The following is a 25,826-nucleotide window of genomic DNA, read 5'->3' as shown; positions in this document are numbered from 1 at the left end:
CGTATGAAGGGGTGCTAAAGACAGTCACGATATGGACGCAAATAAAGGTGCGGTTCATAAGGGGAACACCGACCATGGGAGATAATGCCGGATTGTAGATGATATATCAGGTTATTGCCGGCCCCCTGACCATGGACGGTGGAACATATTGGTGGGGGACGCGTACAGTACCTACCATGAGTACAGACGACTCACGACGACACTACATCGACGGTGAATGGACGACAGGCACCGGCGACGAAACGTTCACAAGCCAGAATCCGGCCACCGGCGAGGCGCTCGCTTCGTTCCACCGCGGAACAGAAGCCGATGTCGACCGCGCACTGGCCGCAGCAGAGGACGCCTACGACGAGTGGCGCTCGCTCTCACACATCGACCGCGCGGAATACCTCTGGGACATCTACCACGAGCTGCGTGACCGCCACGAGGAACTCGGCGAAATCGTCACCATGGAGTGTGGCAAGGAGATCAGCGAAGGGCTGGCCGACGTCACCGAGTCCTGGCATATGGTCGAATGGGCCGCCGGCAACGCTCGCCACCCCCACGGCGACGTGGTACCGTCGGAAATCGCCAGCAAGGACGCCTATATGCGGCGCAAGCCGAAGGGCGTCGTCGGCTGTATCACCCCGTGGAACTTCCCGGTCGCGATCCCGTTCTGGCACCTCGCAGTGACGCTGGTCGAGGGCAACACGGTCGTCTGGAAGCCCGCCGAGCAGACCCCGTGGTGTGCCCACATCATCGCGGAGATGTTCGAGGACTCGGGCATCCCGGACGGCGTCTTCAACCTCGTGCAGGGCTACGGCGACGCCGGCAACGCCATCGTCGAGGACGACCGCGTCGAGACGGTCCTCTTTACCGGGAGCGCCGAAGTCGGCCACAAGATCGCCTCCAAGGTCGGTGGCGAGCCCGGGAAGATCGCCGCCTGCGAGATGGGTGGGAAGAACGCTGTCATCGTCACAGAGGAAGCCGACCTCGACATCGCCGTTCACTCGGCAGTGATGTCTAGCTTCAAGACGACCGGCCAGCGCTGTGTCTCCTCGGAGCGCCTCATCGTCCACGAGGACCTCTACGACGAGTTCAAGGAACGGTTCGTCGACATCGCCGAGGACATCGCCGTCGGCGACCCGCTGGAGGAAGACACCTTCATGGGGCCGCTCATCGAGGAGGATCAGGTCGAGAAGTTCAAGCGCTACAACGACCTCGCCCGCGAGGAGGGCGCGAACGTGCTCGTCGACCGCGCCGACCTCGGTGCCGAGGAAATTCCCGATGGCCACGAGGAGGGCCACTGGGTCGGCCCGTTCGTCTACGAGATCGACTACGACGAGGACCTGCGTTGTATCAACGAGGAAGTGTTCGGTCCCCACGTCGCGCTGCTTGAGTACTCGGGTGACTTCGACGAGGCGCTGGAGATGCACAACAGCGTCGACTACGGCCTCGCCGGGGCCATCATCTCCGAGGACTACCGTCAGATCAACCAGTTCCGCGACGAGGCTGAAATCGGCCTCGCCTACGGGAACCTCCCGTGTATCGGCGCAGAGGTCCACCTGCCCTTCGGCGGCGTCAAGAAGTCCGGGAACGGCCTCCCGAGCGGCCGCGAGGTCATCGAGGCCGTCACTGAGCGCACTGCCTGGACGCTGAACAACTCCAAAGATATCGAGATGGCACAGGGTCTGTCGGCGGACATCATCACCGATGAGTAAGTCCGTCCAGTCGCCGGAAGTCGGGTCCGTCTGTCCGCGCTGTCGCGGCGTGACGACGACGGCGAAAGGTATCGAGACGTGCACCGACTGCTCGTGGGTCGGCTGCCTCGGCGCTGACTGAAGTCGACCGACGCTGCGACGCCCGCTTTTCCGTACGGCCCCGGCGTCTGTCCCACCCACATGTCGGCGGCCACGGACCGCATTCGCGGTCCAATTTTTCCAAACCTTAAACCTCTCCCCGTCGAAGTACCGTCTATGAGCGACAACGACAGCAGGAAGAACCTGCGGATGCCGGAAGAGGACGAGGTGTTCGCCGTCGTCATGGACATGCTTGGCGCGAACCGCGTCAAGGTACGCTGTATGGACGGCGTCGAGCGTACAGCCCGGATTCCGGGCAAGATGCAAAAACGCATCTGGATACGCGAAGACGACGTGGTCCTCGTCGAACCATGGGACTGGCAAGACGAGAAAGCCGACATCACGTGGCGCTATGAGAAACAGGACGCCGACCAACTGCGTGAGGAGGGCCACATCCAGGAGTAGCCTGATATGTATCTGGCCGCGCGCTCGACGGAGGCACAAGCGTGACAGAGGGGCAGTTCGGCCTGCTCGATACGGACGACGTCGACTCACCAGGTGACGAATGGGAAGAGGTCGATGTTTCCGACACGGAAGCCGACCGTATCGCCCGCAAACGGGACCGCGAGTTCAGCGAGTTCCGCAAGCGCATCAAGGACGCCGACCAGTTCAAGGTCGAGGCCAGCGTCTTCGACGACGCCACCTACGGCGCGCTGTACAAGCTCGTACAGGACGGCCATATCGACGCCTTCGGCGGGCCGATATCGACAGGCAAGGAAGCCAACGTCTACACGGCACTGTCGGGCGAGACGGAGGTCGCAGTCAAAGTATACCGCATCAACGCCTCCGATTTCAAGGATATGCGGAGCTATCTTGACGGCGACCCCCGCTTCGAGGGTATCGGCTCGGACAAGAAGAAGGTCGTCACCGCGTGGGTTCGCAAGGAGTCGTCGAATCTCAAGCGCGCCCGCCGGGCCGGCGTCCGGACGCCAGAGCCCATTGCTGTCGAGCGGAATGTCCTCGTGATGGAGTATCTCGGGACCGAGGAGGGCCGTAGCAAGCGTCTCAGTGAGGTTCACATCGAGAACCCCGAAACAGCCTACGAGGTCGTCAAGGAGTACACCCGCCGGCTGTACGACGCCGGCCTCGTCCACGGCGACCTCTCTGAGTACAACATCGTCTTCCACGAAGGCCAGTTGTATATCATCGACCTCGGGCAAGCGGTGACCATCCACCATCCCAACGCCGACGACTTTCTGGAACGGGACTGCCGCAACGTCGCGAACTTCTTCGCCAGACAGGGCGTCGACGCCACGCCGGAAGAACTGCTCGCGTACGTCCGAGAGTACGCGACGCCGAAAGACAAGACCGACACCGCGCCGGGCAGCGACGACGACGCCGTTCCGCAGGGAACACCGGCCGACCGCCGCGACGACAAGTAGTCACCAGCTCTCTGTTCGCATGGATCGGTTTCGGCAGGTGAGAACGTATTGTCGTAGCGATATGTGAATTGCTAGTATATCAATCATGCCGATGGTTTCTGGAAGTGAAACCACAGTACCGCGCGTTTTTCACCCGGTTTCTCACAACTTATTTTGATTGTGAAAACCACAGTGCGTAAGGTGTTAGATGTCGTGTATCTCGGCATGGGTGACCTGTCACAGTGCTTCTCATGCCGGGTGAGTCGCCACTGGTTTGGCCCGAGTAGGTGCGACTGATGGACACCGACCCAGCAGACAGCAGTTCGGACCAACAGACAGCAGACAGCGACGACTCGGTCTCTGAGCGCCTCATCGAGGGGCTATCCTCGCATGCAGTGTTCATGCTCGACACAGATGGCATCATCACGACGTGGCCCGAGCCGGCAGCGTCGCTGTACAGCTACGACCGGGACGTGACGGTCGGCCACCACGTCGACATGCTGTTTGCCGACCCCGGGGAAATGGAGACAACTGTCGAATCATTGCTGACGGAAGTGGCGAACGGCCCCGTCGAGACACAGCACTGGCATCGGCAGGCCGATGGGTCCGTGTTCTGGGCCACCCTCTCGCTCTCGCAACTCGAGGACGGAGAGCTGACAGGGTTCGTCGCAGTCAGCCAGGACACGACAGAGAAACACCAGTACGACAAGATGCTCGAACGACAGAACGACCGGCTCAAGGAATTCACCGATATCCTCGCCCACGACCTGAAGAGCCCACTCAGCGTTATCTCCTCGCGGGTGCATCTGGCCCGCGAAACGGGTGACGAGGAACACCTCGATGCCCTCGAAGAAACGAGCGACAGGATGGCCCGTCTCGTCGAGGACCTGCTCCGTGTCGCAAGGCAGGGAAACGTCGTCACCAACCCGGAGGCAACGAACGTTCAGGCCGTTGTTGACACCGCCTGGGAAGGACACGGCGAAACCACCGACCGAGCCACGCTCCACTACGAGGACATCGGCTCGGTGAGCGCAGACGCCGACCGCCTCATCGAACTGTTCGAGAACCTCTTTCAGAACAGCATCCGACACGGCGACGGGGCCGTTATCGTCCGTGTCGGCCCGCTTGACAACGGCTTCTACGTCGAAGACGACGGCCCGGGAATCCCAGACGAAATCAAGGACGACGTGTTCGACCACGGCTTCACGACTGCCGAGGATGGCAGTGGCTACGGGCTCTCGATTGTCCGGACCATCGCTGGCGCACACGGCTGGGACATCATTGTTACTGACAGCACCACGGGCGGCGCGCGGTTCGAAATCACCGGTGTCGAGTTCCTAGACTGACAGCAGGTTCGGCAGAGCGCCGTTCCAGCGTCCGGTTCCCGCCTCACTCGTCGAGTATGGATGAGCGTCCCAGCCCGGGCGTCCTCCTCGTGGGTGAGCGTCTCACAGAAGCAGAAAATCAATAACCGATGGGGCGGTGGTGCTCAACGACGAGAGACCGCGACGGCTTCACGACCGTCCGCCAGCCACCTATGGGACGCCCTCCAACCCCCACGACCAGACGGATAGTGCCACTCGTTGCCCTGCTTGGCATAGTTGCCCTTGGTGTCTCCGCCGGGCTCGCCACTGGCTTCAGCAACGCGGCGCCCAGTGAGACACACTCGGCGAGTGCCACGCACAGCCACGCCGCCACAACCGAGGCAGCGACGCCACAGCCGGCGTGTTCAGTGCAAGACGAGCACCCGGAGCCACCGGGCACAGACTCGACATACCACTACATCGATGGACTTGACGCCACGTCGACAGCCAACTGGACCGCCGGCGAAACCCTACGTATCGGCGCAGACGGGGACTGTTCGCTTGGCGTCGGCAACAACGACACCGCGACACTGACCGCGACGACAGTCAACGCCAGTCAGGGCACAGTGACCGGTGTCGTCGACGTGGGTCGTGGCGGAGCGTTTCAGGTTGTCGAGCGCGCTGACGGGAACACCACGGCTTCAGTATCCATCCGGAATGTCGGTCGAGAAAATAACGACCGCGTCGACATTGTCTCGACAAATGAGAACGGGACAGTGGTGGCATCTGAGCGCGTCACGGCCCCCACTGGTCGGTTCTTCGTCGTCGAAATCCAATGGTCTCCAAACGGGACGGCACAGGTCGCGCTGTGGGATACTGACCGGCAGCGCCAGCAACGCGTGACCAGAACGGTTTCGACAAGCGCTGAAAACACCGCCTGGCAGGTCCAGCTCGACGGTCGGGCGTATCTCGACGAAATCGCAGTTGGGTCCCACGACACGGAGCCAGTTGCCACTGAGGACAACGAGCAGTCATCATCCCACAACACGGAGCCGGCTGCCACTGGGGACAGCAAGCAGTCAGCAGCGTCGCCCGTCCAGACCACAATCTCGGCGACACAGGATGATGAGACAGGGACACCGGAAACCTTCACTTACAATATCGGGCCCGAGGACAGCGAATCCGAAGACTCCCAGTCCGGCCTCTTTCTGGGTCCGCTCATGGCGATCGGTGGGGCGCTCATGTACCGGTATGCGTATGGCGTCACGAAGTTCAACGAACAGCTGGATGCCATCGGAAGCACAACCCGCTCCAGTGCGGTCGAACCCGCCGACTGGAACGTCATGCTCACGAAACTGGTCGGTGCGGCCGGGAGTATATTCGGCCTCATCTGGTTCCTCGCCACGGTATTGGGTGGCTGATCGGCCACACCTCGTCGTGTACTATGCGGTCCACACCTGCCGACGGATATGACACGGTTCCGGATGCTCCAGACGCCGAAGTTTTAAACAGGCAGACCCTCCTACAGAGAGGTATACTTATGCAACACGTGAAGATTCCGCAGGACCGTATCGGTGTGCTGATCGGCGAGGGCGGTGAGACCATGCGCGAGATCGAGGAGCGCGCAGAGGTCCGACTGGATATCGATTCCGAGGACGGCACGGTGAAAGTCGAGTCCGTCGGCGACCCCGTGACGGCGCTGAAAGGCCCCGACATCGTGAAGGCCATTGGCCGAGGGTTCGCGCCCGACGACGCGCTGGCGCTCCTCGAGGACGATATGATGATGTTCGAACTCATCGACATCGAGGCCGCCTCCCGCAACAAGAACGACTTCCGTCGCCAGAAGGGGCGTCTCATCGGTGAGGGCGGCCGGACGCGGGAACTCATGCAGGAACTCTCCGGCGCGGCCGTGGTCATCTACGGGTCGACGCTCGGCATCATCGGCGGCCCCGAACAGGTCGACGCCGTGCGAGAAGCCGCCGAGATGATCCTCGACGGAGCGCCACACGGCTCCGTCTACTCGTTCCTCGAACGCAAACACAACGAGATGAAGCACAAAGGCCTCGAATACCACCAGTTCACCGGATAAGCCGGTAATTCGACTGCGTGACTGGCGACTGCACGCCACGGCGACAATATAAGCGCGTGCGGTTGCTGTCAGTCCTGCCAAGGGCGCACCACACCGTTTTCCCCGAACACACTCTACGAGACGGTATGCCGACTATCGCCGATACGCACATCGTCAACCGCGAGCGCGTCCAGCCGACCCACGCCAACAACTACAACAGCGCCCACGGGGGGATCGTCATGAAGTGGATGGACGAAATCGGCGCGATGTCGGCCATGCGGGCCGCCAGGGAGTCCTGCGTGACCGCACAGATGTCCCGCGTCGACTTCGAACGCCCGATTCCCATCGGCGACACCGCCCTCATCGAGTCCTATGCCTACGCCACGGGCCAAACCAGCGTCCGAGTTCGCATCGAAGTCGCACGCGAGGACCCCCACACGGGCGAAACGGAGGAGACGACCAGCGCGTACGCCACCTTCGTCGCCGTCGACGACGGGAAACCAACGCCGGTCCCCGAGCTAACTGCCGAAAGCGAGGAGTGCAAACGGTTGCGCGAAACGGCACTTGCAGAAGAGCCGGAGCGGTAGCGGTCGGAGAGTCTCGCATCTGTGTTCCTCGGGATCTCGTTGGATTCCCAAGCGGCGTGCCGCTCGTCTTGGCCGGAACATTAGTCACGTGCTTGCCGCCGTTCCTTCTCGCAGACTACTTTCACGATGTGAATGGCTACGTCTCACGGATTTCTGCGACTGGTGAGTCAATTGTGACTACGACGGGCGAACTTCGAGGAATAGTTCCCGCTCGACTGTCACCAGCCCCCGCAGATAGTGTCTCTATTGGGGCCGGCTTGGTCGATGTCTTCAGGTTGAACTTTGTGCTTGGGACTCTCATCGGTGAATTACCCTGTGCTATCTTCTATGTCACTATCGGGCAATCACTCCGGAGTTTTTCATCGGACTCAGTTCAAACGGTCAATATCAAGTTCCTGCTGATCGTCAGTTGCGTTGCAGTGTTTTTGTTAGCACGACCGATCTACCGATTTATATTCCAAACCAAGTAGTGAATCAGGTGCTTGGGCTTGTGACCCGAGCCTGATCTCTCACAAATCGGTAGACAACGAACACACACGTTCCCAGAATCGCCCCATACCAGAGCGTGCCAACCCGGATAATTACCGTCGCACTCACCGCAATTGTCTGGGTGTATCCCAATACGACGAGCATCCCGACCATACTCGCTTCCGCGGCCGCTAATCCACCTGGAAGGAGGCTGGCCGCACCAATTACTGATCCTAGCCCGAACACGAACAACGCGGCAAGGAGAGTCGCTTCTGAACTAAACCCACTTAGCACCACCCATAACGCAACTCCCTCTAAGCCCCACGCCACGAGGCTAATGAGAAACGCAATACTGAGCGGTCGCACCTGGAATAGCGTGTACGTGCTTTCATAGAACTCCTCTAATTCAGTTGCGTACGATCCAACAATCGGGAGCGTTTCCAACCAACCCAAAACACGCAGACAAAACGTCCGCCACTGAAGCAGACTGATGGCAAAAAGAAACAGGAGAACCACGCCGATCAACACGACGGATGACCGCTGATAGATTAGTAGCCCTAGAAATGCGAATGCCGAAAGTGCAATCAGATCGGTCACTCTTTCAGCGCCGACGACGGACGCGGTTTGACTGACCGGCACATCGCGGAGGTCACGAAGGAACCAGGCTTTCCAGACTTCACCTGCTTTCCCAGGAGTCACAACCATCATCAGGCCACTGAAAAACACGATCAGACTCGTCTTGAGTGGGATATTAATGTCTAAGTGGCGGAGATAGTACTCCCACTTGAGAAACCGTACAGCGTAACTGATCGTCGCAAGGAGGAACACGACGCTGACCCGCCAAAGATCCACCGCAAGGAGTGCCGAAATGACTTTCGAGGCATCACCGACGACGAACAGCCCAAAGAATACGGCAACCGTCAGGAGTGCTGTGACCCAGAGTCCGTGTTGGCGAATCGCCCGTTGGACTGCCGAGAGGATACCCATTAGAGATTCATCATCCTGAGTGCGTCATTCAGTTTTGTCGCAGTATGACCCGAGAGATACCCCCCTCGTCCGTCTGTCTGCGTTGATGTGGATTTGATAGCCTCACGGAGTGGCGAGTCACACACTGTTGTAGACCGCCCCACCTCCATCGGAAAGTGGGCATCGCTTCCGCCCGTGATCGCTAAGCTGTGCTGGGTAGCATACTCCCGAGCGCGACGGTTGAATCGGGGGAGCAGACAGCGTGAATTTTGCGCCTCGACGCCGTCAACTTGTGAGGCAATTGCGTCGAGATCTGTGTCGTAATACTCTCGAAACGGATCAAACGGATGCGAAAGGATCGCAATCCCATCTTGCTCTTGGACGTGTTCAACCACGGTAATTGGGTCGGACTGCGGTGGCTCATCGTTGACGTACAATGCCAGAAGATGCCCCTGTGTCGTCGTCACTTCTACCCCAGGAATCACGGTTAGGCCAGCAGGTGCGAGGTCGGCGACCTCATCGTACCCCGCCAGCGTATCGTGATTCGTGATGGCAATCCCATCTAATCCCGCATCCACGGCCGCATCCACAACGTCAGCGGGAGGGGCTCGTGAACAAGGCGAGGCGTCGGTATGAACTTGGAGGTCGTATCGCTTCACTGAATCACCTCAACAGCCACCTCTGGGATGTTGTAGAGGACAGCAATAGCGACGATACCCCAGATGATAAGATTCAGTACTGAGGGTCGATCTGTGAGGAGATATTCGGGCTGACCTGCGAGGTTCGTTGTATGGACGAGATGGTGATAGCGAAACACGCCGAAGAACGCGAACGGGAGGGTCGCCATCATCGTCGGGTTCGTTCGTGAGAACGTGTAGAGTGAGTACGACATCAGCAGAGTGGCCATCACCATCACAAGGAGTTGGTCAATATTGTTCTCCGAATACTCGCCTAAGACATCGCGCGTTTCGTGTGGGTTGGCCGCAACCTCCAGTTCATTGCGGCGCTTCCCAAACGCGAGTACTAACGCAAGAAGGAATGTGCTCACGATCAACCACGGACTCAAGAACACGTCGATAGCGACGACCCCCGCGATAGCGCGGAGAACGAACCCGATAGCGACGATCAGCACATCGACGAAGACAAACTGCTTCAGGACAAGTGAATACAGGGCGTTCTGTGCGAGATAGGCGAGAAGGATTGCGAGAAAGAGTGGGCCGAGACTGTAGGCGGCTCCGAGTCCGATACCAGCTAAGAAGAGGCCGAAAACCGCGGCGACCGTGACGGAAACTTGTCCACTTGCAATCGGTCGGTGCTGTTTTTCTGGGTGATTGCGGTCTTCTTCAAGATCGCTAATATCATTGAAAATGTATGTCGCGCTGGCAACAGTTGTGAACGACACAATTCCAATCAAGAGACTCAACCAGGCATCCCAATTGACAAGATTCTGGGAAAAGACAATCCCGAGGAGCATTACGCCCTGCTTGTACCATTGCCACGGGCGAATCTCTCGAGCCAATCCAGTGACAGTGGTTACTGGATTAAGAGTCTGCGAAGACCTGGCCATTCAATATCTAATCCAGTGACCAACAGGACAATAAAGATACTGTTAACCTGTGTAATTGCCCTCCACGAAGCTATTCTCGTTGGCTGAAATAGGTGTCTCTGGTTCGTATATCCGAGTAGAGATCCGCAATAACGTGCGTATAGATGGTAACGGCCGTCAGGAAGGCTAAATACGCGCTAATAAACCATACTAATCCGATAAGAACGCCGCCGATGAGAAGATGGCTAAACAACCGTTGATCCCGCCATATATCACCTCGCTCAAATATCGATGCTTGATCCACGAATACCTGTGACGGGCTCCGAAGACAACGGGAGAGGTTAGACCAATCACCGCGATTAATGCGTCCAATCACGAAATGATCCAGGTCAATTCCGACTCCCAGAACAACCACATACGTCAATACGTAGATCGGGTGATGAAGTTCTGGCGCAGTAACGGCCAATGGGACACCTACTACAGCAGAAATAATCGCATGGCTCCGCGAATACATTGTACGGTCATAGTGTTCATAAGGGACTCGTAGTTTTACCGTTCTTCTGGTCTCAGTCGACTTGAAGCAAATCCGCTTGATGAGTAGGGGCGAAAACAGGTGTCAGGGCTCATCGGTATGCGGCAATAGGAAGTATAAAGAGATTACGCTAACTTTCCGAGCATAATGAGTACGACTGAGCAGATGGACTCCACGGATAGCCAGTATGATTCTGTCGTGGTCACTGGTGGAACTGGCTTTCTGGGACTTCACACGTGCCAGTTCTTTGCTGAGCAGGGTTGGGACGTAACCGCACTCGATCTCAAACCGTTCAACGAGGAAGACAATACAGAAGACATCGAATTCATAGAGGGGGACGTGCGTGACGAAGAAAGAGTGTCCGAGGCAATCGAGGAAGCAGACGCAGATGTGATCGTCCACAGTGCGGCGGCACTTCCTCTGTGGGACGACGACGAGATCTGGGAGGTAACAGTTGAGGGAACTCGTTCGGTGTTGTGGGCCGCAAAAGAGCACGACGTTGAACGAGTGGTCTATATTTCGTCCACGGCTGTCTACGGCACTCACGATACACATCCAATCACCGAGGAATCTCCGTTAGACGGAGTGGGGCCGTATGGGGACGCGAAGATCGAAGCCGAGAACGTCTGTCGAGACTTCCGGCGGATAGGGATGTGTGTACCTATCATTCGCCCGAAGACATTTATCGGGCCACAGAGGCTTGGCGTGTTTCAGGTATTGTTTGACTGGATTGAGGATGGGGCAAACATCCCGATGGTCGGATGGGGAAACAACAAGTATCAATTACTCCACGTGCATGATCTCGTTCGGGCAATCAAGATGATGTTCACTTTGGACGGGAGTGAGGTGAACGACACGTTCAACGTGGGTGCGACCGAATACGGGACGATGAGAGAAGATTTCCAAGCCCCGATTGATGAGGCAGGAACAGGGAAGCAGGTTGTCGGAACACCAGCGACGCTGACCCGCTTTGCTCTCCGAATACTGGATAAACTCAGTCTGTCACCACTCTATCCGTGGGTCTATGAAACTGCTCATGAGGACTCGTACGTCTCCGTTGAGAAGTTGTGCGATCTCGGGTGGGAGCCAGAATACTCGAATCAAAAGGCATTGGTTGACACGTATCGGTGGTATTTGGAAGAATATGAAGAAACTAAACAGGAGGCTGGCAAAGACCATCGGGTTGCGTGGGAACAAGGAGCGCTCAAACCGGTGAAAGAGATATTCAAGTGGATATAACTAAGATGAACGTCAAGTTAAAAAAAAGAAGGTATATTGAATACTTATTGGTTGTTATTGGCATAGTTGTCTATGTATACCATTCATCTTTGTTTTTTGACTGGGTTGTTGACGATGCTGGAATTAGTTTTGGATTTGCAAAAAATATCGCAAATGGCTATGGTGCTGTATTAAACCCGGGTTCCGAGGTTGTTGAGGGGTACTCAAACCCGCTGTGGGTATTGATTATTTCGATATTTATCCGAGCAAATATATTTGAACCGTATCTAACAACTAATATTCTTGGCCTGTTACTTGGTGTGACAAATTTGGTTGTCACATACCTTCTAACAAGGAAATTAGTTTCCAATAAGGAATCAATATTAATCGGCTTGCCATCTGTTTTCTTGGCTTTCTCAACACCCTTTGTTGCGTGGAGCTTATCAGGCCTTGAGACTCCACTATATTCACTACTACTAGTTCTATCGGCCTATACATATATATTAGAATTGGAAGGAAAATCAAAATACCCCACTTCTGGATTATTGTTATTTTTAGTCGCAGTTACTCGACCTGAAGGCTTTGGGTTTTTTGCCTTGATGTTGGCCCATAGATCGATATATTCGTATAATAATGGAGTTGACAAAAGAGATATAATATGGCTACTACTGTTTATAATTCCGTTTGGGTTATACCACGCATGGCATTATTCGTATTTCGGATTTATCATGCCGAATACTTTTTATTATAAAACGGGTGGGTCTCTTTTCTCGGACATAAGGAGCGGATATCGTTACATTTTACCATTTTTCATTCAGTACAGGATGTGGCTACTAGTTTTATTCATCCCCATCATATTCATTAATTCACTCAAATCAGGTCTGCCTGTCCTAGCTAATCGATTCTACAGCAGATTAGTGATACTGTTGATGGTACTTGGTGGAATTGTATTTGCTCTGGCAACTGGTGGCGACTGGATGATGGAATTGAGATTTATAGCTCCAGTCGTTCCGTTTGCCGTCATTCTTGTTTATATCGGTATGAGAGAAACGGCGTCGGTTATATCTAAATCTATTCAAAGGTCGAATATCCAATTCGCATCATTAGCTATCGTAGTCATCCTAGTTTCAGGGTTAGTGATTTCACCCAGTCTTTCAGCTTCTCCTGAGGCCTCGGCAAATCCAACTGTCCCAATTGAAGATGTTGAGACTCATGAAAAAAAATCGTACTCAATAGCACAAAAATCGGATACCTTGGACAACGCAACACTATTAGTACCGGATATGGGAGCTCATGCTTACTATGGTGATCTCAGATATATTGACCTAGCCGGATTAGCTGATGTCACAATTGGGCATAATGGGTATGAGAGAAATATATTCGGGAATTATATTTTTCAACAAAAGAAACCCACTATAATTCAGGCTCGCGGTACTTGGGCAGAAAGATCTTACATAAATTCATATGATAAATTCCAGAGAGATTATACGTCAGCTGGGATTCATGGCTGGTATGTCCGAAAGTCTATCTTTACATCTTCAACGACTGAACCACAAACCGATACAAATACTTCTATAAATAACCATATTAAGTTTTCAGGGTATACCAATCAAAGGAATGTCACTTACCCTGGCGGAAATATTCATTATACTGGGTATTGGGGTAAAATAGAAAAAACCAATCAATCATATAGAATCAAAGTTCAAATCACAAAACAAGATAATACCCTAAAGGAATATGATAGAGAGATCATATATGGATGGTATCCGACTAGCCAGTGGAAAATAAACAAGACATATTTTGAGCATTATAAATATAATGTTCCAGAGTCACTAAATAATGGCACTTATAATGTGAGTATTATTATCGAATCATCATCGTCATCTTTCAGTAAAAAAATCGTTGACGATGAGATAATAGTAAGCAGTAATCGATCTTCAGCGCTGGCTGAAAAAAAATATAGATCTATCGCAGATAGTGAGAGCACCAAACAGAAACTCCAATTAGCAGAACAGGCCCATAAATTAAACCCCAACAATAAAACATATCAGTTATTATCAAATAAATTTGAGGATAATTACGATTATGAATATATCCAGTTAGCCAAAAAATCATATCAAAATGGCGACTATAATACTGCGCGAGAATATATTAATAAAGTTGGTAATAATTTATTGGATAACAGAACCGCAAATAACCTCCGGCGAAAAGTATCTAATGAATACGTAAAAAAGGGAGATCTTGCCAAAAAACAAGGGAATATATCTGGAGCATATAAAATGTACAAAACAGCCGTAACGGTATACGGCAAAAATTCAGAAGCAATAAGAAAGAGAACCAAAATTCAACACCATCCTAAGATACGGTATAGCGAATTTGTGTATGAAAAAGTACCGGAGAATGCGACCTCTGTGAGGGTAGAATTCTCAGATAAATTAGACTTAGTTGGATACGAGTTACAATCGAAGGATATAGAATCTGGAACAGAAATTTATCCCAAGTATTATTTTGAATGTCAGCAGGAAATGGACAGAGATTACATTCTGTTCAGTCATCATGAGGGAAAGAATAGGAAAGTTAATAGCCGAAATAGGTTTCGAGGTAGTCACACGATTGACTATCCAACCAGTAAATGTAAGCCAGGAGATATAATAATGACGAGTTCGTTTGTTAAGACCCCCTCAATAGATGAGCGAACCTCTGTAGTAGTAAGGATGGGAGTCTGGAATCCGGATGCTAGTGAAGGACTTGATCCAAATGTCGCCACTGGAAACGTATCTATGAACAATGGTCGTGTTGAGGTCATTGAATACAATCTAACAGCATAAATATATAACCCGTTACAGCTCGCCACCACCGAGTGCCACCTCTGAGCCTACTTGGGTCATTCGTCACCTCCTTCTATTGTGCTGAGGGTATTATGTAAGCTCTTCTCAGTAAGTCTCGTCACCAGACAGGATCTTCCTGACCGGTGAGCCGACCCAGCAACCGGAGAACCGGATACCAAAGACAGATATTCAAGCGCAAGAAGCGTATCCACGCTAAGCATCGCCGACCACCTCCCGCCGCCACGCATCGAGATCCTGCTTCGTCAGCGTCCATCCGTCTTCGGGGAGTTCCGACACGACCTCATACTTGAACTGCTAATACCACTCGCAGGCGACCTCATCATCGAAAGCGTGGGCAAGTATCGCTATCGCTAACTGGGCTGGCCCCGATCCACCGTAACCGAACTCAAACCCAGAGGGACTGGCACTGAGCAGATCGTACCACAGTCCAAAGGCTCACCATCGACCGTTACCTCAACCTCCTCACCGGTCGACGCGGCTGGGTCACGGCGGCCTCGATAGGCGGTCTGCTCCGCCGTTACGACACGCTCTGTACTACCCGCAGTTGAGAGGGGTTTCAGGGTGTTCTCCCCGCCCAACCCCCTGCTTTCGGATGGAACATCCGGCTCCTTTTTACTCATGACCCGCCACCTCCTGAAGCCGGTCGATAGCGTCCTCCAGGTTCGAGGCCCCAGTGTGGATATCGTTGGCCTGCTGTTTGAGTTGTTCGGCACTCATTTGGAGTTCACTGGCAGTACGTTCGAGTTCGGACTCCAGTGCATCTACATCCACTTGTCCGACCTCCATCCGGGTCCGACAGAGGTGTTTACAGCCACCCTTAGGCTCCCGATTGCGGTAGTCGGGACAGGAGCAGACACCTTCACGTATGTCCACGGAGTACTCCGAACCTGACTGAGTCGTAACGCTAAAAATCGTAGGTGCTTCCTCGATAACGGTCATTATCTCGGTAGCCGTTCGAACCGTCCGCGGTTCGACGTCCGGCTGGATCGATTCGGAACTCAGGCTGGCTCAACCTCCTTCTGCTCCCGCACCGCTACCCACACTGGCTCGTCATCCGAGTACTTGAGCCGTTGCTCCAAGTGGCACGGTTCGTCAACAAGATCGATTGCTTGCTTTGCGGCCTCTAAGGTCAGTGTCCCTGTCCGGAAGGTATGACCGCGCTCCAGTGTTGATGGATCAGTGGTGATCGCAACGTCAACCACTGGGCCAAATGATCGCTGGTTCACGCACCCCGCGCGACTCGACCACGGGCCTTTGAGCGTGACCTGCTCATCATCAACAGTGGTAATCTCGAAGCACCGGCCACTGTAACCGCCGTCGTTGCCGTCGCCTGAATACGCGAAGTACTCGACATAGCCGTTGTCGATGCCAACCCACAGGCCATCCTCGTTTTCGAACCGAAGCTCGGATCTGTCAGGTGTTTCGTCTACCAACACCTGTAGCCTTGGATCGTTTGCGACATCCTCTCGCCAATCGATTTGGCAATCCAACACCCTCACGTCGCACCACACTCCTGAGGGAGATCGTCCTTGTTCAGTACCTCAACGCCACACTGGATACACCGAATGTACCGTTCCAGATACTCGCTCTGGGACTCATGTTGACGGTGGGGATCAGGATGCTTTCCGGGCACCCAGTCCGTTTTATCGATGACCAGATGCGGGCCGACTCGTTCCGCATTTGGGTGTCTGTCCGACAGTGATTCCTCTATCGAGTTCGTTTGTCTCATTGAGTTCTTGCCTCCGAAGGAGCCCACAGAGCCCCGGTGCGCCTACACCGGGTTTGCTCCGGAGCCGACTGTTAGCTGTGGCTCTGGGAGTCCCCGTGTTTGCAAATTAGAGTTGTAGGGTATTAGATACGTCTAACCCTGAGAATATTGACTGTAGCGTGCTCAGAAGCTATGTACTCTGGTATCCTATCTAAGATATTTATTAGGAGGAGGCGAAACCAGTTGTCGAGACAAACACTAAGATAGCGGTACTCGCAGGCTCGTTGATCAGTGGACGTCGCGACAGCAGGTAGCGCGCGAAATGGTCGTCCTTATCTTCACGATCTCGCACCGCCTGTCTCGATGTCTTCGTTTCCGCGTCGGAGTGAAGATATTTCATCGTCGTGGTGACGCTTTTGTGACGAAGCTGTTCCTTTGCGTGATGAGGACCGATGTGGTTCGCCCAGTAGGTTGCTACCCCGTGACGAATCGAGTACCACGCGATCTCCTTGTGGTCGGGAATCGGAAGATCACCCTCATCGACGAGACGGCTCAATAGGTAGTTGCAAGACTTGGAGCTATACTTGCTACCTTGCTTCGTGAGCCAGAGTCCGTTCCGGTCGTCGTACTTGTCATACGTTGCTCGCTCCTCTAACCACCGTTCGAGGACTCTCGATGTGCGTTTCTTGATCGAGCAGTTCCAATGAGCTTGGTTCTTGATGGACTCGTCTTTGGGGATGGTGATCTCGTTATTCTCAAGATCGATCCAGTCTATGGTGGCTCGACCAACTTCGATGGGACGGAGTCCAGTGTCCAGCGTCACAGCGATAATCGAAGGCTCCTTCCACGAGTTCGCCTGTTCAAACTGTTCGGGTCCGACCTCAGACTTGGGGACACCGAGTCGCTGTGAGACGTGCGTTTTGAGCCGATCACGCTCCTCGGAGGACATCTCACTATGATAGATCTTGACAGAGTTGTATTCCAGCGCGGCTTGGTATAGCGGCTTGAAGGCTGTCCGCCGGAGGTAATCACGTTTGTCGCCGGTAGCCTGACTAAGCTCTGGTTTCGGCTCCCAGTCGTAGTCGGTCCCGTGGATCTGGTTCTGGTACTTGAACAACCGTTGTACCGCTTTGCCGTAGTGAAGCACGCTGGAGTCCGCCATATCGTCTGAGCGATTCAGGAGGCGGATGAACCGGTCTGCGTGGTCTGGAGTGAGAGCTGTGGTGTAGGCGTCTTCGTCCTCCCAGAGCCATCGGAAGACGATCTCAAGCTTGTAGTGTGTTGACTGAAGGGTACTTTCTGCGAGGCCTTGCCCTTTCTCTGGGTGCTTGCCGTATGTGGCAAGCCACCAGAGGAGTTCCTTCTTGAAGTCGTGGTAGTCCTCGACCATGTTGAGCCCATATGCTTCGAGGTCTTCGCGGGAGCGTTCGCTGACGAGCGGGAAGTCGAACTCCACGGACTCCGGAGCTGGTGGAAGACCCTCCCTTGGAGTGCCATCTCCGGCGAGAAGGTTGTTGAGGGGATCTGGCTGGTTGGTCATCGGCAAACCCCTCGGTTTGTTTGTGTGCCATGACACGTTTTGGAATCGCAAGACTGCGCGGCTATCGGGTTGTAGTCTTTTCAGAAGTTGTTGGGCATGGTTCGCCTCTCCTGAGAAGGTCGAAATCAGCCGATAGAGACGCTAAGACCGCGTAAGCCTAGGCCGGAATTTGAATCCGGGGTCTCGTCCTTACCAAGGACGCGCTTTACCGCTAAGCTACCCAGGCACGCATCAATGTGTATCCGGCAATTGTCTAAAGTCGTTTCGATTCAGGGCCGGTGTGTCGGTTAGTATCAGTGGTCGGCGGCGGCCTCGGTTCCGTCCCCGGATGGCTTTTCGGCACCCGCACGGGCCCGAAGGGCGTCGGCGACGTCCTCACCGAGCAGGTGGGCGTTCGGCGGGAGGCCGTCGACGGCCAGTTCGGTCGCGTATTCGCGGAGTGTCGGGGTGGGACGGATGCCGGCGGCGGTGACGCCGGCGACCACGGCGAGCTCCAGAATGTCAGTTTCGAGCGCGGTGTCGAGGCTCTCGTCGTCAGTCGTCTGACGGACTGTCTGGTCGTGGCCGAACGAGCGGACGACAGAGACAGCGGCGTCGGCGGCTTCGGTCCTGGCGAGCAGGTAGAACCCACGCGAGACGAGGATATCGGCGATGAGGATATCCAGATCGGCTGTGTCGCGGTTGCCGTTGACCCAGGGGTCGTCGTGGGCCAGTTGCCGGGTGAGCGAGAGCCCCTCGTAGATAAGCTGAACGCCGGCGGCTCTGTCAGCGACGCCGTCAGCCAGGTCAACCGGTGGGTCGCTGGTTGCGCCCGCGCTGACGAGCGTCAGGACGCCGGGCGCCAGCGACGCGTCGTCAAGACGAGCGTCGATGCGCTCGTGAAGCCGGTCAGGCTCGACATCGTCGACTGCCGCCAACGCCGCTCGGCGAACTGCCGCCACTTCCTCCATTATGAGGGTCTAGCGACGGGAAGGGCAAAGACCTTTGGAAACCGCAGAGTCACAGCAGCCATGGTACAGACCACGAGCGGCGATGGTATCCGGACCCTGACGCTCGACCGGCCCGACCAGCGCAATGCGCTCACCAGTGCGGCGTTACGTGACCTCGAAGCGGCAGTCGAGTCAGCGACCGAGCCAGTGCTGTACCTCCACGGCGCTGGCGAGGCGTTCTGCGCCGGCGCGGACCTCGACGAGGTCAAGGCCCTCGATTCGGAGAGCGCCGAGGCGTTCGCGGCGCTGGGCCAGCGCGTCGCTCACGCACTGGAATCCTACAACGGGGCTGTTGTTGCCGGTATCGACGGCGCGGCACGGGGCGGCGGCGTCGAATTGGCGCTGGCCTGTGATATCCGCATCGCGACGCCCGACGCGACCTTCGCGGAAACGGGGGTCAAACTCGGCCTGTTCGGGGCCTGGGGCGGGACGGCACGGCTCCCCGACATCGTCGGGACCGGCGAGGCGCTGGACATCGCGCTCTCCGGCCGAACGCTCGACGCCGAGACGGCACAACAGATGGGACTGGTCTCACGGGTGACTACGGAGCCACGAGCCGTCGCCGAGGAGGTAGCGGCCGTCGACGCGGACGCGCTTCGAGTACTGAAAGCCCGGATGCGGGACGACGCCGACAGGCAGACGCAGGAGCGCCGTGAACAGCAGGCCTTCGCCGACCTCAGCGCGAAGACGGAGTAGGGAAGGGTACAAGACGACGCCTCGCATACGGGCCGCCAATGGTCGACTGTGAGTACTGCACGGAATCGTTCGACGGCGACGACGCCTATCTCGACCACCTCGCCGACGCCCACGAGGGCGAACTGGGGGCTATCGACCGTCGGCGCGTCGAGGAGCATACCGGGGGCGAGGACGATGGGACCCTTCCGATGGGTCCAATCATCATCGGCATCGTCGTCGTGTTCGCTATCGGACTCACAGTGTACGCGACTCAGCTGAGTGGCGGCGGCAGCAGCGACGCGGACCTCGTCGGGACGGCAGGCGCACAGCCACTTTCCGCAGTCGAGGCCTCCGGAGTCGAAGCGTCGCCACTGGACGACACCGGCGACAGCGACCGACTGGCCGGCGTCGAGCAGTTCCCTGACAGAGGGGCCAACCACGTCGAAGACGGGAGTGCTATCGACTACCAGCGGTTCCCGCCACTCTCCGGCACACACTACGCCTCAACGGAGGATGCAGGCTTTTACGAGGCGACGCCATTGCTTGGCTCGCTCGTCCACACGCTCGAACACGGCGCGGTCATCGTCTACTACGACCCTGCAGAGATTTCCCCCGAAGCCAGACAGAGCCTTCGGGAGTTTTCCAGCGTTCATACCGGTACCTGGCGGAGCGTCGTCGCCGTTCCAAACCCCAACGACGACCCACGGGCGACCTACGTTGTGACGGCGTGGCAGCATGAGCTAACGATGGACAGCTACGACGCCGAAACGGTCCACGCGTTCCTCTCGGAGTATCTTGGTCGCGGCCCGGAGAACCCGGTTCGATAGCGACTAAAACGAAAACAGACTCAGTACAGCGGGTCCGGACCCGGCGGCATCGCTCGCTTGTGGGCGCTCGATTCGTACATCTCACGGACAGTCTCGACAACATCGAGCGGGACACCGAGCTGGTCAGCTGTCCCGGCTGCCGGAACACCGCCGTCGATGTGCAGAGCGAGGATAGAATCGAGTGTGTCATAGTCCATCCCCATCTCGTCAGCGTCGGTCTGGCCGGCCCACATCTCGGCGCTGGCGGTCTTTTCGGCGAGGTCGTCGGGGACGCCGATGTGTTTCGCCAACTGCCGGACTTGCTGTTTGTACAGCGGCGCGATAGGATGGCAGTCGACCGCGCCGTCGCCGTACTTCGTGTAGTAGCCGACCAGCGCCTCGCTGCGGTTCCCGGTCCCGAGGACGAGCGCCTGTTCGTGGTTGCCAACGAGATAGTTCAGCACTGCCCGACAGCGAACCCGGAGGTTGCCGACAGCGAGCTGGTCGCCCTCGGCGTCTGGATAGGCATCAAGGAACGCGTCGACCAGCGGGTTGATTTCGATAACGTCGTACTCGATGCCGAGCAGGTCGTTAGCCACCCGCTCGGCGTCGCTCATGTTGTCAGCCCGGTTGACCTCGCTGGGCATTACGAGTCCGTGAACGGCGTCACGGCCAAGCGCTTCGACGGCCAGATGCGAGACGAGTGTACTGTCGATGCCGCCAGAAAGCCCCAGCACCACGGTGTCGACACCGGCGGCGTCGACCTGTGCCTCGATGAACGAGGTGATATGGTCGCGGTGCGCCTCCAACTCAGCCTCGGAGAACGTCAGATTCAGCGGCTCATCGGCACGGACAATGGATTCGGCCGTTGCCATGTCTTCTAGTTAGACGGACGGAACTAATACCCATCTATCGACCTGATATTTTCGGACGCGCGTCCAGTCAAAACGCTACGTTCAAGTGCAGTCGCTGTTGACAGTTCGGTACAGGGTTCGCAGGTCCGACCGACCTGCAGTCTACCACAGCGCGCCGGTGGTGAACGGTTCCGCAGGAACCGCGAGCCTCGGTGCGCAAGTGGACGGTGCGCGCCGGTGGTCCAGTGGTAGGACATTGCCTTCCCAAGGCAATAGCCCGGGTTCAATTCCCGGCCGGCGCACTCCCTGCGGTCGTTTCAGTCGGTCGCAACGGTGCTGTTCTATGTACGTAGAGAAAATTGTTATATGAGAAGAATGTGTAGTTAGCTAACGTATGCCGCGACCATCCACTCGGCCCCACAATCCCTTCCGGGAATGTAAGAAGTGCGACGAGCCGGTAATTAAAACGGGCGACGAGGAGTTCGAGTGCGTGGAATGCGGTTGGCAGCCAGCCGAGGACAGTCTGCTCTCCTAAGCGAGGATCGAGGACTACCGGCCCCAGTGTGTCGGTCGCTGCTGGATCTCGGTTGTGAGAGAGGTCACCGAACGCGCCGCTACTGTCCCATAAGTACCAGCGGGTAGTGTGAGCCCGCGGACCGCGGGATACTTGTCGGGGCCGGGCATACCCAGTGCCAACAGATGGACGCGCCGCTGTGGACGGAGACACACGCCCCGGAGTTGTCGGAGATCCGCCAGCCGAAGGCCCGCGAGCACCTGCAAGGAGCCATCGAGGAGCCGATGAATCTCCTGGTCCACGGGCCGAAGGGGAGCGGGAAGACGGCCGCTGTCCGGGCCTTTGCCCGGGAGGTCCACGAGAATCCCGACGCGGATTTTACCGAACTCAACATGGCCGACGTGTTCGGCATGACAAAAAAGGAGGTCTCGAACGACCCGCGGTTCGCGTCGTTCATCGACAGTAAACGACGGCGCGAGTCCTCGAAGGCCGACCTCATCAACCACGTTCTCAAGGAGTCTGCCAGCTACTCGCCGGTGTCGGGCAGCTACAAGACCATTCTGCTGGACAACGCCGAGGGGATGCGCGAAGACTTCCAGCAGGCGCTGCGTCGAGTGATGGAGCAGTACTACGAAGCGACGCAGTTCGTCATCGCGACGCGTCAGCCCTCGGCGGTCATCCCGCCGATCCGCTCGCGGTGTTTCCCGGTCGTGATGCGCGAGCCGACCCACGAGGAAACGGCGTCGGTACTGGAAGAGATCGTCACCGCGGAGGGCGTCGACCACGACGACGACGGCATTGAGTACGTCGCCGGGTACGCAGAGGGGGACCTCCGGACGGCAGTGCTGGCCGCCCAGACCACCGCCGAAGCAGAGGGCGAGGTGACGATGGACGCCGCCTTCGAGACGCTGAACGCCGTCGAAGCCGACGACCAGGTCGAGCAGATGGTCGACGCGGCGGAAGACGGGCGTTTTACCGACGCCCGGTCGACACTCGATGACTTGCTCGTCGACGAGGGGTACGGCGCGTCCGACATCCTCGACGACGTGCTGGAAGTGGCCCGGTCACGCTACTCAGGGGACCGGCTGGCCGAGATTCACACGATGGCCGGCGAGACCGATATGGCGCTCGTCGACGCAGCAAACGAGCGAATCCATCTCTCGCACCTCCTCGCACAGCTGGGCGAGCGGTAAGGGCCGGCGTCCAGCCGCTATCGCTCTGGAAGTGCTGTACCGGACACAGCTAGCCGCTACGGCACGTTCCCGTCCCATCGCCGAATCGCCGCACAGCACGGTGATACGGAATCGCGGACGGAGACGGCGTCAACCGCTTCGAAATCCTTTTACGCGCTTCGACGGGTAGATACGGACAACGAACCATGGATATCGACATCATCGAAGAAGACGAGAATCCCATGTTGCACCGCACGGACGTCCGGTTCGAGGTCGTCCACGACGAAGCCACCCCCTCCCGTCTCTCTGTCCGCGACTCTCTTGCGGCCACGCTGAACAAGGATGCCGAGGAAGTCGTCATCCACAAGCTCGACACCAAGTTCGGCATGCGGAAGACGGTCGGCTACGCGAAGGTCTACGACAACCCCGAGTACGCCCGCGACGTCGAGCAGGACCACATGCTCGAACGCAACAAGATCGTCGCCGACGGCGAAGAAGAGGCGGAGGAAGCATAGATGCCACACAACGAGTACTACAGCGACGACGGCGAACTCGACCGCGAGACCTGTCCCCGGTGCGGTGACACCGTCCTCGCCGAGCACGAGGACCGCCAGCACTGCGGCAAGTGCGGCTACACCGAGTGGAAGTAAGGCCGCCCGATGCGTATTCTGGGTATCGAAGGTACTGCCTGGGCAGCCAGTGCTTCGGTGTTTGAGACGCCGGACCCAGCGCAGGTAACCGACGACAACCACGTTTTCATCGAAACTGACGCGTACGCGCCAGACAGCGGCGGCATCCACCCGCGCGAGGCCGCCGAGCACATGGGCGAAGCCATCCCGACCGTCGTCGAGACGGCCATCAAGCACGCACACGAGCGAGCGACTGCTGGCGGGGTGGACGGGAGCGGCGAAACCGGTGCACCAATCGATGCCGTCGCCTTCGCCCGCGGTCCGGGACTGGGACCCTGCTTGCGAATCGTCGCCACGGCTGCCCGGGCGGTCGCCCAGCGCTTCGACGTGCCGCTGGTCGGCGTGAACCACATGGTCGCCCACCTCGAAGTGGGCCGCCATCGCTCGGGCTTCGATTCGCCGGTGTGTCTGAATGCCTCCGGCGCGAACGCCCACATTCTGGGCTACCGGAACGGCCGGTACCGCGTGCTGGGCGAGACGATGGACACCGGCGTCGGCAACGCCATCGACAAGTTCACGCGCCACATCGGCTGGTCCCATCCCGGCGGGCCGAAGGTCGAACAGCACGCCCGCAACGGCGAGTACCACGAACTGCCCTACGTCGTCAAGGGGATGGACTTCTCCTTCTCGGGCATCATGAGCGCCGCCAAGCAGGCCGTCGACGACGGGGTCCCGATAGACGATGTCTGTCGCGGGATGGAGGAGACCATCTTCGCGATGCTGACGGAAGTCTCCGAGCGGGCGCTGTCGCTGACCGGGGCCGACGAACTGGTGCTCGGCGGCGGCGTCGGCCAGAACGACCGCCTCCAGCGGATGCTCGGCGAGATGTGCGAGCAACGCGGGGCAGAATTCTACGCTCCGGAAAACCGCTTCCTGCGGGACAACGCCGGGATGATAGCGATGCTCGGTGCAAAGATGTACGCAGCCGGCGACACCGTCGCCATCGAGGACTCGCGCATCGACTCGAACTTCCGGCCAGACGAGGTGGCTGTCACCTGGCGCGGTACCGAGGAGTCGGTGGACAGCTACCGGATGGGAGGCGACGAAGTTCAGGGTGCGGAGGCGACTGTCCGCTTTGACGGCGACCGAGTCATCAAGGAACGCGTGCCACGGAGCTACCGCCACCCGACGCTGGACGAGCGCCTCAGGATTGAGCGGACCCGTCAGGAAGCCCGGCTCACCAGCGAGGCGCGCCGTAACGGCGTCCCGACGCCGCTCGTGCGGGACGTAGACCCACAGGAGTCACGCATTGTCTTCCAGCGCGTGGGCAACACAGACCTCCGCGAGGGGCTGTCAGAAGCCCGTGTCGCGGACGTGGGCCGCTGGCTCGCTCGCATCCACGACGACGGCTTCGTGCACGGCGACCCGACGACGCGGAACGTCCGGGTCGGTAGCCATGGCGAGCAGGCAGACCGGACGTTCCTCATCGACTTCGGCCTCGGCTACTACACGCAGGAGGCCGAGGACCATGCGATGGACCTTCACGTCCTCGCCCAGTCGCTCGCCGGAACCGCGGACGACCCCGAGACGCTGCTGTCGGCCGCCGAGGACGCCTACCGGACCGAGAGCGACCACGCCGATGCGGTGTTCGCCAGCCTCGACGACATCGAGGGTCGGGGCCGGTATCAGTAGAAGGGGACGCAATTGAAGGAGTGAATAACTGTCAGTGGTGGTACGCATACCGCGGCCGGAGGCCGCGGTTTCACGCGAATCGCGGAGCGATTCGCGCCTTTTTCGCCCACGTTTTTCGAGGAGCCGTCCCCGCAGCGAGCGAAGCGAGCGAGGAACGGTGACGATGAAAAAGGTGGTGGACAAATGGTTTAACCTCGGCCCGAATAGAACGCAGTATGGCAGAAAAACCCCAGTCGGGAACGTTGTTCGGCGTGCCGTACAACTTCGAACGACCGAGCCTCAAGCGGTTGGTGTCGGCCTATTGGAAGCCGGGCGATGATATGCTGGTCGAGAAGCCGTTCGGCATCGGCTACACCCTGAACCTGGCGAACTGGCGCTCGTGGGTCGTGCTGGCGGTCGCCGGCGTGATGCTGTATCTCGAACGCGGCGGCAGCAGCGAGGAGTTCGACTCCGAGAGCGAGGACGAACCGGTCGAAGTCGTCGTCGACTGATACAGAGTGTTGTAGCGGT

The 25,826-nt window shown here is 57.4% G+C and carries 28 protein-coding genes and 2 tRNA genes; 19 read left to right on the top strand and 11 right to left on the bottom strand.

Translation table 11 applies throughout. The annotated features are described in order from the left end of the window. The first annotated feature begins 176 nt into the window (after window positions 1-176). From AV059_RS08720 to AV059_RS08690, 8 genes are all read left to right on the top strand, one after another. Window positions 177-1,700, top strand: a complete 1,524-nt coding sequence (locus AV059_RS08720) for an aldehyde dehydrogenase family protein (RefSeq protein WP_058993968.1) — start codon at window positions 177-179, stop codon at window positions 1,698-1,700. Then, complete coding sequence (locus AV059_RS22960; protein WP_255356117.1) at window positions 1,693-1,821, top strand: hypothetical protein; 129 nt, start codon at window positions 1,693-1,695, stop codon at window positions 1,819-1,821. Before AV059_RS08720 ends, AV059_RS22960 begins: the two co-directional genes overlap by 8 nt. 134 nt (window positions 1,822-1,955) lie before the next feature. Continuing rightward, window positions 1,956-2,243, top strand: a complete 288-nt coding sequence (gene eif1A / locus AV059_RS08715) for a translation initiation factor eIF-1A (RefSeq protein WP_004516096.1) — start codon at window positions 1,956-1,958, stop codon at window positions 2,241-2,243. 41 nt (window positions 2,244-2,284) lie between these two features. Further along, a complete protein-coding gene (gene rio1, locus AV059_RS08710) occupies window positions 2,285-3,220 on the top strand; it encodes a serine/threonine-protein kinase Rio1 (protein WP_058993966.1) in 936 nt (311 codons plus the stop codon). A gap of 275 nt (window positions 3,221-3,495) precedes the next feature. Continuing rightward, on the top strand, window positions 3,496-4,545 hold the full coding sequence (locus AV059_RS08705; RefSeq protein WP_058993964.1) for a PAS domain-containing sensor histidine kinase: 1,050 nt from the start codon (window positions 3,496-3,498) through the stop codon (window positions 4,543-4,545). A gap of 227 nt (window positions 4,546-4,772) precedes the next feature. Continuing rightward, on the top strand, window positions 4,773-5,924 hold the full coding sequence (locus AV059_RS22360) for a hypothetical protein (protein ID WP_195156641.1): 1,152 nt from the start codon (window positions 4,773-4,775) through the stop codon (window positions 5,922-5,924). A 119-nt stretch (window positions 5,925-6,043) separates the two neighbouring features. After that, window positions 6,044-6,592 (top strand): KH domain-containing protein, encoded by a 549-nt coding sequence (locus tag AV059_RS08695; protein ID WP_004590591.1) that lies wholly within the window; start codon window positions 6,044-6,046, stop codon window positions 6,590-6,592. A gap of 125 nt (window positions 6,593-6,717) precedes the next feature. After that, a complete protein-coding gene (locus AV059_RS08690) occupies window positions 6,718-7,158 on the top strand; it encodes an acyl-CoA thioesterase (RefSeq protein ID WP_058993962.1) in 441 nt (146 codons plus the stop codon). A 474-nt stretch (window positions 7,159-7,632) separates the two neighbouring features. On the opposite strand, the gene AV059_RS08685 is transcribed toward AV059_RS08690, so the two are convergent. Genes AV059_RS08685 through AV059_RS08675 form a run of 3 tightly spaced genes read right to left on the bottom strand, consistent with a single transcriptional unit; the run spans window position 7,633 to window position 10,066 of the window. Next, window positions 7,633-8,613, bottom strand: coding sequence for a lysylphosphatidylglycerol synthase transmembrane domain-containing protein (locus tag AV059_RS08685; RefSeq protein WP_058993960.1), 981 nt, complete (start codon window positions 8,611-8,613; stop codon window positions 7,633-7,635). Then, window positions 8,613-9,251, bottom strand: coding sequence for a PHP domain-containing protein (locus AV059_RS08680; RefSeq protein WP_058993958.1), 639 nt, complete (start codon window positions 9,249-9,251; stop codon window positions 8,613-8,615). Before AV059_RS08680 ends, AV059_RS08685 begins: the two co-directional genes overlap by 1 nt. Further along, window positions 9,248-10,066, bottom strand: a complete 819-nt coding sequence (locus AV059_RS08675) for a UbiA prenyltransferase family protein (RefSeq protein ID WP_154021020.1) — start codon at window positions 10,064-10,066, stop codon at window positions 9,248-9,250. The genes AV059_RS08680 and AV059_RS08675 overlap by 4 nt, the downstream gene beginning before the upstream one ends. Before the next feature lie 751 nt (window positions 10,067-10,817). Between AV059_RS08675 and AV059_RS08670 the strand changes: the two genes are divergently transcribed. Both AV059_RS08670 and AV059_RS22045 read left to right on the top strand, forming a co-directional pair. Further along, entirely contained in the window at window positions 10,818-11,909 is a 1,092-nt protein-coding gene (locus AV059_RS08670; protein WP_058993953.1) for an NAD(P)-dependent oxidoreductase, read from the top strand. Beyond that, window positions 11,858-14,716 carry a hypothetical protein gene (locus tag AV059_RS22045; RefSeq protein WP_195156640.1) on the top strand — a complete coding sequence of 953 codons (2,859 nt, stop codon included), beginning with the start codon at window positions 11,858-11,860 and terminating at the stop codon, window positions 14,714-14,716. The genes AV059_RS08670 and AV059_RS22045 overlap by 52 nt, the downstream gene beginning before the upstream one ends. A 315-nt stretch (window positions 14,717-15,031) precedes the next feature. Here the strand turns inward: AV059_RS22045 and AV059_RS22780 are convergent, their stop codons facing one another. The 7 genes from AV059_RS22780 to AV059_RS08650 form a co-directional block, all read right to left on the bottom strand. After that, window positions 15,032-15,151 (bottom strand): DUF6166 domain-containing protein, encoded by a 120-nt coding sequence (locus AV059_RS22780; RefSeq protein WP_228841848.1) that lies wholly within the window; start codon window positions 15,149-15,151, stop codon window positions 15,032-15,034. Between the two features lie 198 nt (window positions 15,152-15,349). Continuing rightward, window positions 15,350-15,610 (bottom strand): hypothetical protein, encoded by a 261-nt coding sequence (locus AV059_RS22040; RefSeq protein ID WP_154021018.1) that lies wholly within the window; start codon window positions 15,608-15,610, stop codon window positions 15,350-15,352. A 125-nt stretch (window positions 15,611-15,735) separates the two neighbouring features. Next, window positions 15,736-16,170 (bottom strand): hypothetical protein, encoded by a 435-nt coding sequence (locus AV059_RS08665; RefSeq protein ID WP_154021017.1) that lies wholly within the window; start codon window positions 16,168-16,170, stop codon window positions 15,736-15,738. Between the two features lie 62 nt (window positions 16,171-16,232). Beyond that, the gene (locus AV059_RS22035) at window positions 16,233-16,466 is read right to left on the bottom strand and encodes a hypothetical protein (protein WP_154021016.1); all 234 of its coding nucleotides are present in this window, start codon (window positions 16,464-16,466) and stop codon (window positions 16,233-16,235) included. Between the two features lie 202 nt (window positions 16,467-16,668). Next, window positions 16,669-17,985: a site-specific integrase gene (locus AV059_RS08660; protein WP_079990746.1), complete on the bottom strand. Its 1,317-nt coding sequence runs from the start codon at window positions 17,983-17,985 to the stop codon at window positions 16,669-16,671. Window positions 17,986-18,139: 154 nt separating this feature from the next. Continuing rightward, a tRNA-Thr gene (locus tag AV059_RS08655) sits at window positions 18,140-18,211 on the bottom strand. A 67-nt stretch (window positions 18,212-18,278) separates the two neighbouring features. Further along, on the bottom strand, window positions 18,279-18,935 hold the full coding sequence (locus tag AV059_RS08650; RefSeq protein WP_058993949.1) for a hypothetical protein: 657 nt from the start codon (window positions 18,933-18,935) through the stop codon (window positions 18,279-18,281). Between the two features lie 60 nt (window positions 18,936-18,995). On the opposite strand from AV059_RS08650, the gene AV059_RS08645 reads away from it, so the two are divergent. Beyond that, window positions 18,996-19,670 (top strand): enoyl-CoA hydratase/isomerase family protein, encoded by a 675-nt coding sequence (locus tag AV059_RS08645; RefSeq protein WP_058993947.1) that lies wholly within the window; start codon window positions 18,996-18,998, stop codon window positions 19,668-19,670. A gap of 38 nt (window positions 19,671-19,708) precedes the next feature. Then, entirely contained in the window at window positions 19,709-20,476 is a 768-nt protein-coding gene (locus AV059_RS08640) for a DUF3105 domain-containing protein (protein WP_058993945.1), read from the top strand. A 20-nt stretch (window positions 20,477-20,496) separates the two neighbouring features. Here AV059_RS08640 and AV059_RS08635 read toward each other — a convergent pair whose 3' ends face one another. Next, a complete protein-coding gene (locus AV059_RS08635; RefSeq protein ID WP_058993943.1) occupies window positions 20,497-21,330 on the bottom strand; it encodes an NAD+ synthase in 834 nt (277 codons plus the stop codon). Between the two features lie 210 nt (window positions 21,331-21,540). Between AV059_RS08635 and AV059_RS08630 the strand changes: the two genes are divergently transcribed. The 7 genes from AV059_RS08630 to AV059_RS08605 all read left to right on the top strand — a co-directional run bounded on the left by AV059_RS08630 (window position 21,541) and on the right by AV059_RS08605 (window position 25,807). Beyond that, window positions 21,541-21,611 (top strand) — tRNA-Gly (locus AV059_RS08630). Between the two features lie 92 nt (window positions 21,612-21,703). Next, window positions 21,704-21,844: a hypothetical protein gene (locus tag AV059_RS22355; RefSeq protein WP_167321082.1), complete on the top strand. Its 141-nt coding sequence runs from the start codon at window positions 21,704-21,706 to the stop codon at window positions 21,842-21,844. 164 nt (window positions 21,845-22,008) lie between these two features. Then, a complete protein-coding gene (locus tag AV059_RS08625) occupies window positions 22,009-23,016 on the top strand; it encodes an AAA family ATPase (RefSeq protein ID WP_058993941.1) in 1,008 nt (335 codons plus the stop codon). A 185-nt stretch (window positions 23,017-23,201) separates the two neighbouring features. Then, window positions 23,202-23,510, top strand: coding sequence for a 30S ribosomal protein S24e (locus AV059_RS08620; RefSeq protein WP_004516108.1), 309 nt, complete (start codon window positions 23,202-23,204; stop codon window positions 23,508-23,510). Beyond that, the gene (locus AV059_RS08615) at window positions 23,511-23,645 is read left to right on the top strand and encodes a 30S ribosomal protein S27ae (RefSeq protein WP_004590578.1); all 135 of its coding nucleotides are present in this window, start codon (window positions 23,511-23,513) and stop codon (window positions 23,643-23,645) included. It abuts the gene before it with no gap. A gap of 9 nt (window positions 23,646-23,654) precedes the next feature. Beyond that, window positions 23,655-25,316, top strand: coding sequence for a bifunctional N(6)-L-threonylcarbamoyladenine synthase/serine/threonine protein kinase (locus tag AV059_RS08610; protein ID WP_058993939.1), 1,662 nt, complete (start codon window positions 23,655-23,657; stop codon window positions 25,314-25,316). Window positions 25,317-25,531: 215 nt separating this feature from the next. Further along, complete coding sequence (locus AV059_RS08605) at window positions 25,532-25,807, top strand: DUF5808 domain-containing protein (protein WP_005537058.1); 276 nt, start codon at window positions 25,532-25,534, stop codon at window positions 25,805-25,807. Window positions 25,808-25,826 lie beyond the last annotated feature (19 nt).

It is taken from the genome of Haloarcula sp. CBA1127, from assembly GCF_001485575.1.
Lineage (GTDB): Archaea > Halobacteriota > Halobacteria > Halobacteriales > Haloarculaceae > Haloarcula.
The sequence above is the reverse complement of the archived record's forward strand: the minus strand, read 5'-3'. Positions and strand labels throughout refer to the sequence as shown.